At 71.1% G+C, this 14,641-nt stretch carries 15 protein-coding genes; 7 read left to right on the top strand and 8 right to left on the bottom strand.

Annotation, left to right across the window (positions count from 1 at the left end; translation table 11 throughout):
- Positions 1–273: 273 nt before the first annotated feature.
- Positions 274–837, top strand: a complete 564-nt coding sequence (locus ACY1JF_RS31625) for a GNAT family N-acetyltransferase (RefSeq protein WP_462708713.1) — start codon at positions 274–276, stop codon at positions 835–837.
- A 2-nt stretch (positions 838–839) separates the two neighbouring features.
- On the opposite strand, the gene ACY1JF_RS31620 is transcribed toward ACY1JF_RS31625, so the two are convergent.
- From ACY1JF_RS31620 to ACY1JF_RS31595, 6 genes are all read right to left on the bottom strand, one after another.
- Complete coding sequence (locus ACY1JF_RS31620) at positions 840–2,267, bottom strand: TraM recognition domain-containing protein (protein WP_462708712.1); 1,428 nt, start codon at positions 2,265–2,267, stop codon at positions 840–842.
- A gap of 12 nt (positions 2,268–2,279) precedes the next feature.
- On the bottom strand, positions 2,280–3,692 hold the full coding sequence (locus tag ACY1JF_RS31615; RefSeq protein WP_462708711.1) for an ATP-binding protein: 1,413 nt from the start codon (positions 3,690–3,692) through the stop codon (positions 2,280–2,282).
- Between the two features lie 12 nt (positions 3,693–3,704).
- Positions 3,705–5,264: an SCO6880 family protein gene (locus tag ACY1JF_RS31610; protein WP_462708710.1), complete on the bottom strand. Its 1,560-nt coding sequence runs from the start codon at positions 5,262–5,264 to the stop codon at positions 3,705–3,707.
- Positions 5,261–6,604 (bottom strand): hypothetical protein, encoded by a 1,344-nt coding sequence (locus ACY1JF_RS31605; RefSeq protein ID WP_462708709.1) that lies wholly within the window; start codon positions 6,602–6,604, stop codon positions 5,261–5,263. The genes ACY1JF_RS31610 and ACY1JF_RS31605 overlap by 4 nt, the downstream gene beginning before the upstream one ends.
- Positions 6,594–7,394, bottom strand: coding sequence for a hypothetical protein (locus tag ACY1JF_RS31600; RefSeq protein ID WP_462708708.1), 801 nt, complete (start codon positions 7,392–7,394; stop codon positions 6,594–6,596). Before ACY1JF_RS31600 ends, ACY1JF_RS31605 begins: the two co-directional genes overlap by 11 nt.
- Positions 7,395–7,619: 225 nt before the next feature.
- Positions 7,620–7,928 carry a hypothetical protein gene (locus ACY1JF_RS31595; RefSeq protein WP_215169250.1) on the bottom strand — a complete coding sequence of 103 codons (309 nt, stop codon included), beginning with the start codon at positions 7,926–7,928 and terminating at the stop codon, positions 7,620–7,622.
- Between the two features lie 558 nt (positions 7,929–8,486).
- Between ACY1JF_RS31595 and ACY1JF_RS31590 the strand changes: the two genes are divergently transcribed.
- Both ACY1JF_RS31590 and ACY1JF_RS31585 read left to right on the top strand, forming a co-directional pair.
- Entirely contained in the window at positions 8,487–9,431 is a 945-nt protein-coding gene (locus tag ACY1JF_RS31590; RefSeq protein WP_462708714.1) for a bifunctional lytic transglycosylase/C40 family peptidase, read from the top strand.
- A gap of 224 nt (positions 9,432–9,655) precedes the next feature.
- Entirely contained in the window at positions 9,656–10,372 is a 717-nt protein-coding gene (locus ACY1JF_RS31585) for a phosphatase PAP2 family protein (protein ID WP_462708707.1), read from the top strand.
- Between the two features lie 240 nt (positions 10,373–10,612).
- Here ACY1JF_RS31585 and ACY1JF_RS31580 read toward each other — a convergent pair whose 3' ends face one another.
- Positions 10,613–10,801 (bottom strand): hypothetical protein, encoded by a 189-nt coding sequence (locus ACY1JF_RS31580; protein WP_462708706.1) that lies wholly within the window; start codon positions 10,799–10,801, stop codon positions 10,613–10,615.
- Positions 10,802–10,877: 76 nt separating this feature from the next.
- Between ACY1JF_RS31580 and ACY1JF_RS31575 the strand changes: the two genes are divergently transcribed.
- Positions 10,878–11,744 carry an SCO4651 family lipoprotein gene (locus tag ACY1JF_RS31575; RefSeq protein ID WP_462708705.1) on the top strand — a complete coding sequence of 289 codons (867 nt, stop codon included), beginning with the start codon at positions 10,878–10,880 and terminating at the stop codon, positions 11,742–11,744.
- 71 nt (positions 11,745–11,815) lie between these two features.
- A complete protein-coding gene (locus ACY1JF_RS31570) occupies positions 11,816–12,001 on the top strand; it encodes a hypothetical protein (protein WP_462708704.1) in 186 nt (61 codons plus the stop codon).
- Between the two features lie 3 nt (positions 12,002–12,004).
- Here ACY1JF_RS31570 and ACY1JF_RS31565 read toward each other — a convergent pair whose 3' ends face one another.
- A complete protein-coding gene (locus ACY1JF_RS31565) occupies positions 12,005–12,349 on the bottom strand; it encodes a metal-sensitive transcriptional regulator (protein WP_462708703.1) in 345 nt (114 codons plus the stop codon).
- Positions 12,350–12,588: 239 nt separating this feature from the next.
- Between ACY1JF_RS31565 and ACY1JF_RS31560 the strand changes: the two genes are divergently transcribed.
- Together ACY1JF_RS31560 and ACY1JF_RS31555 are read left to right on the top strand one after the other, a co-directional pair.
- A complete protein-coding gene (locus ACY1JF_RS31560) occupies positions 12,589–13,209 on the top strand; it encodes a DUF47 domain-containing protein (protein WP_462708702.1) in 621 nt (206 codons plus the stop codon).
- A 9-nt stretch (positions 13,210–13,218) separates the two neighbouring features.
- Entirely contained in the window at positions 13,219–14,217 is a 999-nt protein-coding gene (locus ACY1JF_RS31555) for an anion permease (RefSeq protein ID WP_462708701.1), read from the top strand.
- Positions 14,218–14,641 lie beyond the last annotated feature (424 nt).

The following is a 14,641-nucleotide window of genomic DNA, read 5'->3' as shown; positions in this document are numbered from 1 at the left end:
CGATGGTACTGCAGGGGGGACCCTGTGGGAGAGTAGGACGCCGCCGAACAATTATTGGAGAAAACCCCCGCACCTTCCGGTGCGGGGGTTTTCTGCGTTTCAGGAAGGGTTTACCAGGCCCGTGTCGTAGGCCAGGATCACCGCCTGGCGCGGTCTTTTGAGCCGGTCTTGGCGAGGACACGGCTGGCGGTGGCAGAGACCGGTGGGCGGGGGCGTCCGGCTGGGGGCATATATGGGATGAGGAACGTAGTACCGGGGTATTACCGTGACCGCATGACTGCATCGCCCCCTGGGGACTACGTGATCCGGCCGGTCCGTGCCGACGAGTGGACGGCCGTGCGGGAGCTGACGCTGCGGATGCTGCGGGATCCGGTGGCGCACCTGGCGTTCCTGGACACGTACGAGGAGGCCGTGCAGCGGCCCGACACCTTCTGGCAGGAACGGGCGGCCGGGAGCGCGGCGGGCTCGGAGCGGGTGCGGCAGGTCATCGCCGAGGGGCCGGGCGGCGCCTGGCTCGGAACGGTGACGGTGCTGATCGAGGAGGCCGGGACGGCGGACTGGGCGGGGCATCCCGTGGAGCGGCGGCAGGGACATGTCGTCGGGGTGTACGTGCGGCCCGAGTGGCGGGGGAGCGGGCTGACCAAGGCGCTGTTCGCCGCCGCGCTGGAGTGGGCGTGGGGGCGTGGGGTGGAGCGGGTGCGGCTCATCGTGCACGAGGACAACGGACGGGCGCGGGGGCTGTACCGGAAGCTGGGGTTCGAGGAGAGCGGACGGGTGATCGCGCTGGCCGGTGCTCCCGGGCAGAACGAGCTGGAGTACGTGCTCGACGGGCGTTGAGGTCAGACCGGCAGTTCGTCGTGGGGCCAGCGGGCGCGGGCCTGTTCGCGGGAGCGGAGCAGGGCGAGGGCCGGCAGGCCCCGGTCCGCCCCGGTGGCGAGCAGCTCCGGCAGCTGGGGAAGCGGGGCCACGGCGGCGACGTCGTCGAGGACGAGCGTCAGTGGTGGGTCGAGCCGACCGGAGGATGACCGTTCGGCCATGCGCCGGCCGTGCTCGACCACGCTGGAGACGAGGGCCGTCAGGAAGGGCATGGCCCCGGGGTCCGTCCTGGGGTCCTCGATGGATTCACCTACCACGTAAAGGGTTCCCCCTTCGTGGATGAAGGAATCCAGGGCGAGCGTGTCGGTTCGGTGGGGAGTGCAGCTCTCGCGGATGTTGAGCGTGGAGAGGGCGGCCAGGGCACGGTTGGTCAGCTGGTGGGCCATGTCGCGGCGGTCGGGGTGCGCGGTGAGCGCGGCCTCGAGTTCGCCGGCGGTGCCGGGGGCCGCCTTCGGGTTGGTACGGAGAATGCTGACGGCGTCCTGGACCTGGGTGCCCTGGGACCAGCGGTGGACGTGGCGGACGGTGCGGGCGTCCACGGCGGCGGCGTGCAGGTAGCTGCGCAGGAGGGTTTCCGCGGTGTCGGTGATCGCCTGGTCCAGGCGGGCGGTGGGGCGTACAGGGGCCAGGAGGGCGGTGGCGCGGGCGGCGGCTGTCCCCTTGTCCTCGCAGCCGGTGGTGGGGGACCAGTGGAGGCGGGACGGGGTGTCGCAGCGGTGGGTGGGGTCGTAGAGGTGGACGGGGCCGAGTTTGGCCCGGGCGTCCTTCGTCTCCCGCCACAGGGCGGGGGACGAGGTGAGGACGAGGGCGGGGCCGGGGGCGTCGTGGACGGCTTCGGCCGCGGTGGCGCGGTGGGTGGGGCGCGGGCCGTAGTGGACCGTGCCTTCGGCGCGGGTGGTTTCCCACCCGCCCGTCCGGCCGCCGTCGGCCGCGGTGGCGGGGGGCTGTTCTGGTGCCGGTGTCCGCTGCTGCGGAGCCCTCGGAGGCGGGACCTCGTGGACGGGCGGCGGCGGGGGTGTCTGCCGCCTCCGTCGCCGTACCGCCTTCCACCTCGCCAGCGTGCCCAGGACGAAGACCGTCAGCACCACCAGGATCATCAGCTGGCCGATGAACAGACCCCAGAAGAGACCGGGGCCGGACAGGCCGGCGGCGGGGACGTCGGACCAGGCACCGGGGAGGTCGTCGGGGTGGGTGATCAGGTGGCGCATGGCCAGGGGGGTGCGGGTGAAGGACAGGCCGCGCGGCCAGGCGCCGTGGGCGAACAGGGCGGACAGGCCCGTCGCCGTCCACACCAGGACGGTCATGCCGAGGAGGAAGCCGAGGATGCCGAGCAGCAGGCCGTCGGGGATGCCGCCGCTGTGGCCGCCGGGCCGTCGGTCGTCCGGTCTCATCGGTCCCTCCCGCTAGGCGACCGTCGATTCGGACGAGTCGCCGAGGTGTTGTTCCACGAAGGCCGCGGCCCGCTCCTCGGCCTCCAGCTCGGCGGCGCGCAGGGCGTCGTCGGCGAAGTCGGCGGAGGACTCGGTCATCGCGCGGTCGGTGAAGACCAGGGGGCGTTCGGTCTCGGTGACCAGGTGCTTGACGACCTGGACGTTGCCGTTGACGTCCCAGACGGCGATGCCGGGGGTCAGGGTCGGGATGATCTCCACGGCCCAGCGGGGCAGGCCCAGGACGCGGCCGGTGGCGCGGGCCTCGTCGGCCTTCTGGGCGTAGATGGTCCTGGTCGACGCCATCTTCAGGATCGCCGCCGCCTCCTTCGCCGCCGCGCCGTCGACCACGTCGGACAGGTGGTGGACGACCGCCACGAAGGACAGGCCGAGCCGCCGGCCGAACTTCAGCAGGCGCTGGAAGAGCTGGGCGACGAACGGGCTGTTGATGATGTGCCAGGCCTCTTCGACCAGGAAGATGCGCTTCTTGCGGTCGGGGCGGATCCAGGTGTGCTCCAGCCACACGCCGACGATCGCCATCAGGATCGGCATGGCGATGGAGTTGCGGTCGATGTGGGAGAGGTCGAAGACGATCAGGGGCGCGTCCAGGTCGATGCCGACGGTCGTCGGGCCGTCGAACATGCCGCGCAGGTCGCCGTCGACGAGGCGGTCCAGGACCAGGGCGACGTCCAGGCCCCAGGCGCGTACGTCGTCTATGGCGACGTTCATCGCCTCGGCGGACTCGGGCTCGGGGTGGCGCAGCTGCTCGACGATGTCGGAGAGGACCGGCTGGCGTTCGACGATCGTCTCGTTGACGTAGGCGTGCGCGACCTTGAGGGCGAAGCCGGAGCGCTCGTCGAGGCCGTGGCCCATCGCGACCTCGATGATCGTGCGGAGCAGCGCCAGCTGGCCCGTGGTGGTGATCGCGGGGTCGAGGGGGTTGAGCCGGATGCCCTGGTCGAGCGCGGCCATCGGGTCCAGGCGGATGGGGGTTATGCCCAGCTCCCGGGCGATGAGGTTCCACTCGCCGGCGCCGTCCTCGCCCTGCGCGTCCAGGACGACGACCTGGCGGTCCTTGAAGCGGAGCTGGCGCAGGACGTACGTCTTCTCCAGCGCCGACTTGCCGTTGCCGGACTCGCCGAGGACCAGCCAGTGGGGGGCCGGGAGCTGCTGGCCGTAGAGCTGGAAGGGGTCGTAGATGTAGCCCTTGCCGGAGTAGACCTCGCGGCCGATGATCACGCCGGAGTCGCCGAGGCCGGGGGCCGCGGTGGGGAGGTAGACGGCCTGGGCCTGGCCCGTGGAGGTGCGGACGGGGAGGCGGGTCGTCTCGACCTTCCCGAAGAGGAAGGACGTGAAGGCTTCGGTGAGGACGGTCAGCGGATCCCGCATCAGGCTCAGCCCCTACCTTCGGATGCCGGTGGCGAACGGAAGCGTGTTCACGAAGGCGCGATGGTGCTCGCGGTCGCACCACTCCAGTTTCAGGTACGACTTGCCGGCCGACGCCCTGATCGTCCGCTTGTCGCGGGCGAGGGCCTCGGGGCTGCGTGAGGAGACGGTGATGTAGCCGACCAGGTTGACGCCGGCGGCGCCGCTGGCGAGGTCCTCGCCGCGCTGGTCGAGACGGTCGTGGGCGGCCATGTCGCGGGGGTCGACCGTGCGGTTCATCTTGGCGGCGCGGGACTGCTCGGCCACGTCGTTGGTCTTCTCGGTCAGCATGCGTTCGATGGCGACCTCGGTGGGTTCGAGGTCCATGGTGACGGCGACCGTGCGGATGACGTCGGGGGTGTGGACCAGGAGGGGGGCGAGGAAGTTGACGCCGACCGGGGTCATCGGCCACTCCTTCACCCAGGCGGTGGCGTGGCACCAGGGGGCGCGGGTGGCCGACTCGCGGGTCTTGGCCTGGAGGTACGTGGGCTCCATGGCGTCCAGCTCGGCCGGCCAGGCGTTGCGCTGGGTCATCGCCTGGATGTGGTCGATGGGGTGGTCCGGGTCGTACATGGAGTGGATCAGGGAGGCGAGCCGGCCCTGCCCGAGGGGCTGGCGGACGCGGATGTCGGCCTCCTGGAGACGCGAGCAGATGTCGGTCAGCTCGCGGGCCATGACGACGGCGAGACCGGCGTCGCGGTCCAGCTTGCGGCCGCCCTGGGGGCGGGTGGCGCGGGCCATGGCGTGCGCCTCGGCGGCCAGCTCGCGGGTGTAGTGCATGCAGGCCACCAGGTAGGCGCGATGCTGCTCGCTGCTGGTGGACACCATGGACTGCAGCTGGTCGTAGGACTGCTGGAGCCAGGGCAGGGCCTTGTCGTCGCCGCGCTGGGCGACGTCCTTGGCGTGCGCGTCGGGGTCGGCGGGCAGGGTGCGGGCCAGCATCTGCAGGCGGGTGACGAAACCGTCGCCGTTGGCCACGTGCTTGAGCAGCGTGCCGAAGCGGTCGACCAGGGCCTCCTGGTCCTCGGAGTCGCGCAGGCCGACGCCGGGGCCCTCGATCTCGATGGCCGCGGTGACCGTCTTGCGGTCGGCGTGCAGGAGTACGGCGATCTCGTCGGGGCCGAAGGGGGCGGCGAGCCAGGTGATGCGGCCGATGCCGGGGGGCGGGCCGATCTCGACCTCGCGGCCGTCGAGGCGGGTGCCGGCCTCGACGGCGCCGGAACGGTACGTCGTGCCCCTGCGCAGCGTCCGCTTGTAGCTGCGGTTGATCTCGAACCACTTGTAGAACGTGCGGTGCTTGTACGGCACGTAGACCGCGGCCAGCGCGAGCATGGGGAAGCCGGCGAGGAGCACGATGCGCAGCGACAGGACGGGGACGAGCAGCCCGCACATCATGCCGAGGAAGGCGCCGACGACGATCAGCGCGATCTCGCCGGTCTCGCGGTTGCGGCCGATGATCGCGTTCGGCCGGGCGCGGCCGATCAGATACGTACGGCGGGGCGTGACCGGATGGGACACGTGGGACTCGGTCGTCAACGCCCGTCACCTCCTGTGCTGTTGCTGTTGCGGGTGTTGCTGGAGTGGGGGCTGTTCATCGGGCTGCCGGAGCGTGGCGCGGGCGCGGCGGAGGGGACGGCTCCGCCGCCGTTCGAGACGCGGGTGCTGTGCGCGGCGACTCCGCCGGAGGCGGGGTTGGCGGGACGGGGGCCGGAGGCGGACTGGCCGCCGCCTCCGCCGTCGCCGTTGCTGCGGGTGCTGTGGGCCCTGATGCCCTGGGCGACGAGGTTGGCCGGGGAGCTGATGACGGCGGCGGCCTTGTTCTCGGCGCCCCGCATCAGGCGGTTGTTGCGGGAGCCGGCGATCTCGTCGCCGAAGCCGGGGACGAAGCGGTAGATCATCGCGGAGGCGAAGATGGCCAGCAGGATGATGGCGAGTCCGGAGACGACGGCCGAGAAGGCGTCCGGTCCGTCGTCGGAGGAGAGCGCGCTGGCCAGGCCGAGGACGATGACGATGACCGGCTTGACCAGGATCACGGCGATCATGATCCCGGCCCAGCGGCGGACGTGGCCCCACAGGTTCTTGTCGACGAGGCCGGCGTAGACGACGGTGCCGAGCAGGGCGCCGACGTAGAGCAGGGCGGCGCGGACGACCAGTTCCAGCCAGAGGACGCCGGCGGCGAGGATCGACACCAGGGAGACCACGATCAGCATGATCGGGCCGCCGCCGATGTCCTCGCCCTTCTCCAGGGCGCCGGAGAAGGTGCCGAAGAACGTGTCCGTCTGGTCGCCGGTGGTCTTGGCGAGCACCTCCGTGACGCCGTCGGTGGCGGAGACGACCGTGTAGAGGATCAGCGGCGTGAAGGCCGAGGCGAGGACGGTCAGCCACAGGAAGCCGACGGCCTCGGACAGGGCGGTGGTCAGCGGGACGCCGCGCACGGCGCGCTTGGCGACCGCCAGCAGCCACAGGACCAGGGTGAGGATGGTCGAGGCGGCGAAGACGACGGCGTACTGCTGGAGGAACTTGGGGTTGGTGAAGTCGACGTCGGCGGTGTCCTTCACCGCCTCGCTGAGTTTGTCGACGGTCCAGGCGGCGGCTTCGGCGCAGCCCTTGGCGAGGGAGGAGAGGGGGTCGGCGGTGGAGCTGACGTCGAGGGAGGGGCTGGAGCCGTCGGTGGTCCCGTTGCCCTCCTCGCACCAGTCCGCGGCCTGTCCGGAGATCTTGCTGCAGTCGAACGACGACGACGGCGACGGTGACGCCGAGGGGCTGCCGGTCGGATCGGGCGCGGCGACGGCGCGGGTCGCCAGCAGGACGGCGGTGGTCTGTGCGGCCGTCAGGACTCCGGCCAGCGTGAGCACACGACGCGGGTTACCGGGCATACGTGAACCCTCCGTACTCCTCGATGGCCTTGCTGATCTCTTCGGACGTGGCGGCCTTGTCGTCGCCGGGGACCGGGGCGGGGCCGTCCTTCTGCGTGTCCTTGACGATCTTCCAGTCGCCGTCCGTCCAGCGCAGGTCGAAGGTCCAGGTCTTCCACGACGAGGTGATGGGGGTGGTGGTCTTCTCCGCCGAGGTGCCGAGCAGCCCCATGTACCAGACCGCGACCCGGGCGCCGCCGTCCCCGTACTCCTCGACGGAGGTGCCCAGCGGCGTGACGCGGGAGACGAACGTGCTCCCCTTCGGGGCCTTGCCGTCGGCGTCCAGGCCCAGTCTGGCCAGGAAGTCGGCCGAGTACGCCGCGTCCATCGGCCCCTTCAGCGCGGCCGCCGCGTCCGGTGTGTACAGGGCGTCGACGATCTCGTGCCGGGTGTCCTCGGTGAACATGCCGGTCGAGCCGAGGGTGACCGCGTAGTTGGCCGCGGCGCTCTGCGCGCCCTGTTCGTCGTGGGCGAAGCCCGAGCGGACCGCCCGTGTCCCGGTGGGGGCCGTGGCCGAGGTCTCGGGCTGGTCGGCGGATTCCGCGGAGGACGCGGAACCGTCTCCTCCACGGTTCGCGAAGGCGATCGCGGCGATCAGGACGACCACCACGCCGACCACCGTGACCAGGCTCCGGGAGGAGGACCGGCCGCCTCTGCGCGGGGAGCCGTACGGGTCGCCGTCGCCCTCGGGCAGACGGGTGCGGGTGCCGCCGTAACCGCCGGAGGACTGGTGCTCGTCTCCGAGACTCATGCCGTGTACGCCCCCTCGACGTCGTGCGGAACCGGGTGCCCGTGCCCCGTGCCGTGGTAGTACGACGGTAGCCGCACTGGTTCCCGCGCGGGCGCGGTGTGGTGACTCGACATCAGGGTGACGCAACCTCAGCCGGGGGGCACGACGGGCGGGTGGTGGATGGGGAGGAAGGGAACGGGAGGCCGGCGTGGACGCGGGACCGGCGGGCTGTCGGACGGTGGCCGGCTACACGGCCATGCCGTACACGATGGTGAAGAGCGTGCCGAGCGATCCGATGATGAAGACGCCCGTCAGGCCGGCGATGATCAGGCCCTTGCCCTGCTCGGCGCTGAAGGTGTCCCGGAGCGCGGTGGCGCCGATGCGCTGCTTGGCGGCGCCCCAGATGGCGATGCCGAGACAGAGCAGGATGGCGACCGCCATGACGACCTGGACCATCGTCTTCGCCTCGGTCCCCAGCGCCCCGAAGGGTCCCCAGTCGGGAGCGATCCCGCCGATGATGGTGTTGATGTCTCCCTTGTCGGCCGCAAAGAACATGTAAGTCACCGCCCCTGTTGGGTAGTTCCGCATCCTCTGCGGTGGTGCAGAGGTCAAGCCTCATTGTCGCCGACAATGCCGCCGTCGTATGTCGACTTGGCGTCATTGATTGGCGGGTTTCGTACGAACAGCTTGCCACCGGTTCACGCCGGGCGCTCAGGGAGGTGCGGGGACCGGGGGCGAGCAGTCACATGGTCACTCTGTGTATCACGGCAGGTCACGCCGGGCAATGATGTGGATGCGGAACCTGTCGTGCGCTTTCGTCGTTGGGCACTTCTACGGTCCGTCAGGTCCGGAGGATGGCCGGGCCGTCGGGCGGGCGGGCGAGCGGGTTCACTCGTTCCGTGGGCGAAGGCTACCTCTGTTGTGTGAACGCCTCCGGTGCCGAGGCGGGTCCTCCGGTGCGCTGTCAAGACGTCAGGTCGGCCGCTCCGAGGCGGAATGCCGCCACTCTTGGCGGAAACGGTGCTGAACAGCGGTCGTATGGGGCAAGGTTGAGCCGTGCGAAAAGTGTGGGTGATCGGCGGCGCGGCGGTCGGGCTCGGTACGGGCTTCGTCATGCTGCTCGTTGTTGGCGTGTACATGACTGCCGGGAGCCTGGCGGGCGGCGTGAGCGGCGGGGCCAAGAATCTGGCCAAGGGGGCGGTGCCCGCCGCGTACGAGGCGTTGGTGGCCAAGGCGGGCCGGTCCTGCGAGGCGATCACCCCGGCCCTGCTGGCCGCGCAGCTCTACCAGGAGAGCGGCTTCAACCCGAAGGCGCAGAGCGCGGCGGCGGCGCAGGGGATAGCGCAGTTCATCCCCGGCACCTGGGCGGTCCACGGCGTCGACGGGGACGGGGACGGGGACCGGGACGTGTGGGACCCCGCCGACGCCATCCCGTCGGCCGCCGCCTACGACTGCTCCCTTGCCTCCTACGTGAAGAGCGTCCCCGGGAACCTGACCGAGAACATGCTGGCCGCCTACAACGCCGGCCCCGACGCGGTGATCCGGTACCAGGGCGTCCCGCCCTACACGGAGACGCAGAACTACGTCAAGAGGATCACGACGCTGGCGGAGAGCTTCGCCGCGCCCGAGAGCCGGGTCGACCCCACCGAGCAGGCCGCCGGAGCCATCACCTACGCCCAGGACAAGCTCGGCACGCCCTATCTCTGGGGCGGTAACGGCACCGCTGACCAGGGCGGACGTTTCGACTGCTCGGGTCTGACCAAGGCCGCGTACGCGTCGGTGGGGATCACGCTGCCGCGCGTCGCCAACGACCAGTACAACGCCGGACCGCACCCCTCCCGCGACGAGCTGCTCCCCGGCGATCTGGTGTTCTTCTCGGACGACCTGACCAATTCCCGGGCCATCCGGCACGTCGGGATCTACGTCGGCGGCGGGCAGATGATCAACGCGCCCTACACGGGTGCCGTGATCCGGTTCGACCCGATCGACACCCCGGACTACTTCGGGGCCACCCGGGTGACCGAGGATGGCGCGAAAGCGCTTCCGGGGAACGCCTGAACGGACCGTGAGCCCCTCCCCTGAGCTGGGGCGACGCATCTCTCTTCGATAACGTCTGCGTGATCATTCCGTGGAGTGCGGAACGGAACGACGAGGGCCGTGCGTTCCTGTTGGCGTAGATGTGCGAGCCGGCGGACGCCCAGCGGATCTACGACCACGGGGGTGGTCAGGACAGGCGCGTGCGAACGACGTGCCGGAGGACATGACGAAGGGGCCGCAGCATCATGGCTGGACTCGCCGATTCCGGGTCGAACCCCGACGTCGACCTGCTCTACGACATCAACGGCCTGGCCAAGGACGCGCCGCACTGGTTCGACCGGGTCATGGAGTTCACCGGTGAGTACGGGCTGCTCCTCGCCATCGCCGCGCTCGTGCTGTGGTGCTGGTGGGGCGTACGGCGGCGGGGCGGCGAGGACGCGGCCCCGGCGGTGGCCGCCCTGGTCTGGGCGCCGCTCGCGGCCGGCGTGGCCGTGCTGGTCAACGTGCCGATCCGGGGCTTCGTGGAGCGGCCCCGGCCGTTCAAGGACCACCAGGGCCTGGAAGTCCTGGTCGACGGCAAGAACGACTTCTCCTTCGTCAGCGACCACGCCACCCTCGTCATGGCGATGGCCGTCGCCCTCTTCGTCGCCCGCCGCAAGTTCGGCGCCGTCGCGATCGTGCTGGCGCTGCTCGGCGGGTTCTGCCGGGTCTACATGGGCGTGCACTACCCGACCGACGTCATCGGCGGCTTCGCGCTCGGCACCGCGGTGGCCCTGCTGCTCTCGCCGGTGGCCATGGCCCTGCTGACCCCGCTGGCCCGGGCGGTCGAGCGCTCCCCGCGCGTGGGGTGGCTGATCAGCGCACGGGGGCGATCCGCGTCCGGGGCACGGGACGCCGTGATCCCCGGCGCGCGCACCGGGCGGAAGACCTCACAGGCGGGGGAACGGGACCTGGCCGCCTGACGGCCACGGGGACCGCGGCCAGGCGGGGAGGGGCTCCGGGCCGTGCGTCCGCCGCACCTTCGCCGGCCGGGGCGCCCCGGCCGGGCGCGGCGCACGCGACGGTGCCGGTGCCGCAGGCGGCCGTCGTCGCCCTGAGGCCGACGGCCGCGGCGCCGCCGAGGGGAGTACGCCGCTCCGCGTCTCCCCGGTCTCCCCGGTCCCGCGGGGGCTCGTGGAGGAGAGGGGACAAGATCCGGCCGGTCAGGAAGCGGCGTGACCGCTCGCGTCCGTCCGCGCCAGGCTTCTGGCCCGGCGGGCCGGTCCGCGCCAGCCGCAGGAGCAGCGGGCCGAACAGAACGGGCCCTGTTCGACCGTGGTCGTCCGGTGTTCCGTGGGATCGGGGTGGTCCGGGAGGTCCCGGGGAGCGTCAAGGCCGTCCTGCTGTGCCACGGCGACCACGTTACCGGGGTCACCCGCACGTCGTTAAGCGGGATGACGGGCGGTCCGGGACGGGGGTGGGCAGGCGATGGCCAGGAGGCAGGGACAGCGGCAGCGGCGGCTGGGCGCGGCGGGCGCCGTGGCGGGTGTCGTGGCCTGCGTCGGACTGGGCGCCGCCGGCTGCTCCGGCACCGCCGCCGTCGGTCCCGGGCTCCGCTTCGGCGACCCGGTCCAGACCCTGCGCGGCGCCGCCGACCGGCTGACGGAGTCCGGCACCGCCAAGGCGCGCACGTCGATGCAGATGGCCAGCGGCGGCACCCGGGTCACCATCCGGGGCGAGGGCGTCTACGACTTCGCCGGGCGGCGCGGACGGCTGAAGGTACGGCTGCCGCAGGACGCGGCGGGCACCAGCGACCGCCGGCCCATCACCGAACTGCTCGTCCCCGGCGCGCTCTTCATGAAGAACCGGGGCGCAGGCGTCCCCGCCGGCAAGTGGGTCCGGGTGGAGACCGCGAGCCTGTCCGACGGCAACCTGGTGACCGGCGGCGCCACCGACCCGCTCGCCGCGGCGGAGGTGCTGCGCGGCACCCACGAGGCGGTGTACCTCGGGCGGACGGCGGTCGCGGGGACCCCGGTGCACCACTACCGGGGGACCGCCGACCTGGCCCGGGCCGCCGAGCGCGCCGGGGGCAGCGCGCGCACCTCGCTGCGCGCGGCGGCGAAAGGGTTCGCCACGGTCCAGGTGCCGTTCGACGCCTACCTCGACGACCGGGGCCGCGTCCGCAAGGTCCGGCACCGGTTCGGCTTCGCCAACGGACAGCGGCAGAGCACCGTCGCGGTCTCCTCGACGACGCTGCTGTACGACTTCGGCGTCCCCGTCACCGTACGGCTGCCGGACGAGGACGACATCTACGCGGGCAAGATCGCCGAGGAGCCCGCCGGCGAGGAGGACTAGCCCGTCCGTGCCATGCGCGGCGCGTACGGCGCTCCCTACTCTAGGAAGCCGGTGGTGGCAGAGACGAGGTGATGCGCGTGGCTCCGGTCGGCGGTACGGCGGTTCAGGACCACGTGGCCCTCGCCGAGATCGAACTGTGCGGCGACCTGATCATCGCGGCGTCGGCCGCCGGGGAGCGGCTCAGCATGGAGAGCATCGACGAGGTACTGCGGGTGGCGGAGGAACGGGAACGGGCCAGACGCGCCGCCGAGGGCTGAGCCTCAGGTCCGCAGCAGCCGCCCGATCGCCTTGGTGGCCTCCTCCACCTTGGCGTCGATCTCGGTGCCGCCCTTGAGGGCCGCGTCCGCGACGCAGTGGCGCAGGTGCTCCTCCAGGAGCTGGAGGGCGAAGGACTGGAGGGCCTTGGTGGAGGCGGAGACCTGGGTGAGTATGTCGATGCAGTAGACGTCCTCGCCGACCATCCGCTGCAGGCCGCGGATCTGCCCCTCGATACGGCGCAGCCGCTTCAGGTGCTCCTCCTTCTGCTGGTGGTAGCCGTGCACCCCGCGGTCGTGGTCGGCCACGACGTCCCCGGCCGCCCCGGCACCGGCCTGCGTGGTCGTCATCGCGTCCTCCTGTGATGCAGATCGCCGACATATACCCCTGGTGGGTATATGGTAACGAATTTCCCTGGGTATGGGGCCCTTGGCCGATGCGCTGCGCGACGTCCGGAAACAGGCCCCGGGCCGCCCCCCTGCTCATCACTGTGCCTGATGGGCGACACTGGGGGACGGCCCGTTAGCCGTGGCCGGATGATGCGCCTAGCATCAGCCTGACCGAAACCGATGCATACCGAGGACCCCACGTGCGCTTTCGTCTGACCCCCAGGGAGACGAGCTTCTACGACATGTTCGCCGCGTCCGCGGACAACATCGTCACGGGCTCGAAACTCCTGATGGAACTGCTCGGGGCGGACGCATCCGCCCGGGCCGAGATCGCAGAGCGTATGCGGGCCGCGGAACACGCCGGTGACGACGCGACGCACGCGATCTTCCACCAGCTGAACTCCTCGTTCATCACGCCGTTCGACCGTGAGGACATCTACACCCTCGCGTCGTCGCTCGACGACATCATGGACTTCATGGAGGAGGCCGTCGACCTCGTCGTCCTCTACAACGTGGAGGAACTGCCCAAGGGCGTCGAGCAGCAGATCGAGGTGCTGGCCCGGGCCGCCGAGCTGACCGCCGAGGCCATGCCGCACCTGCGCACGATGGAGAACCTCACCGAGTACTGGATCGAGGTCAACCGGCTGGAGAACCAGGCCGACCAGATCCACCGCAAGCTGCTGGCCCACCTCTTCAACGGCAAGTACGACGCGATCGAGGTGCTGAAGCTGAAGCAGATCGTGGACGTCCTCGAAGAGGCGGCCGACGCATTCGAGCACGTGGCGAACACGGTGGAGACCATCGCGGTCAAGGAGTCCTGAGCGCACGCCATGGACACCTTCGCTCTGGTCGTGACCGTCGCGGTCGCGCTCTTCTTCACCTACACCAACGGCTTCCACGACTCGGCCAACGCGATCGCGACCTCGGTGTCGACCCGGGCGCTGACGCCCCGGGCGGCACTCGCGATGGCCGCCGTGATGAACCTCGCCGGCGCGTTCCTCGGATCCGGGGTCGCCAAGACCGTCAGCGAGGGCCTGATCGAGACACCCGAGGGCTCGACGGGGATGGGCATCCTCTTCGCCGCGCTGGTCGGCGCGATCGTCTGGAACCTCGTCACCTGGTACTTCGGCCTGCCCTCGTCCTCCTCGCACGCGCTGTTCGGCGGGATGGTGGGCGCGGCGCTGGCCGGCGGCACCCAGGTGTACTGGGACGGAGTCGTCGACAAGATCATCCTGCCGATGTTCATCTCGCCGGTGGTCGGCCTGGTCTTCGGCTACCTGGTCATGACCGTGATCATGTGGCTCTTCCGGCGGTCCAACCCGCACAAGGCGAAGCGCGGTTTCCGCATCGCGCAGACGGTGTCGGCGGCGGGCATGGCCCTCGGCCACGGCCTCCAGGACGCCCAGAAGACGATGGGCATCGTAGTGATGGCGCTGGTCATCGCCGACGTCGAGGACTACGGCGACCCGATCCCGATCTGGGTGAAAATCGTCTGCGCGCTGATGCTGTCGCTGGGGACGTACGCCGGCGGCTGGCGGATCATGCGGACCCTGGGACGCAAGATCATCGAACTCGATCCGCCGCAGGGCTTCGCGGCGGAGACGACCGGCGCGTCGATCATGTTCACGACGGCGTTCCTCTTCCACGCGCCGATCTCCACGACGCACGTCATCACGTCGGCGATCATGGGCGTCGGGGCGACGAAGCGGGTGAACGCCGTGCGGTGGGGCGTCGCGAAGAACATCATCCTGGGGTGGTTCATCACGATGCCGGCCGCCGCGGTGGTCGCCGCGCTGTCGTTCTGGGCCGTCCAGCTGGCGTTTCTCTGACATGACGTAGTGGGGACACCTCCCAGGCCGTTCAGGCACTGGGGGAGAGGCACGACCCGCCCACGGCGACACGACCCGCGCAAGCCACGCGCCCGCGTACGACCGGCGGGGACCGGTGTCCCGCGCGGGCGGACCGTACTCGTACCCGCGCCCGCGTATGACCGGCGGGGACTGGTGTCCCGCGCGGGCGGACCGTACCCGTACCCGCGCCCGCGTATGACCGGCGGGGACTGGTGTCCCGCGCGGGCGGGATGCGGTCGTACCCGCAGTCGCGTACGGCGGACGGGGCGGTGTCCCGCGCGGGCGGGAGGGGGTCGTACCCGCGGTCGCGTACGGCGGGAAGGGGACGGGGTGGGGGGTGTCCGCCCGCAGCGGTTGGCGCGTCAACCCGCTCCACCCCCGTAGCAGACCGATTCCGCGCCGT

The organism is Streptomyces sp. SYSU D01066-1, from assembly GCF_054956795.1.
The sequence above is the reverse complement of the archived record's forward strand: the minus strand, read 5'-3'. Positions and strand labels throughout refer to the sequence as shown.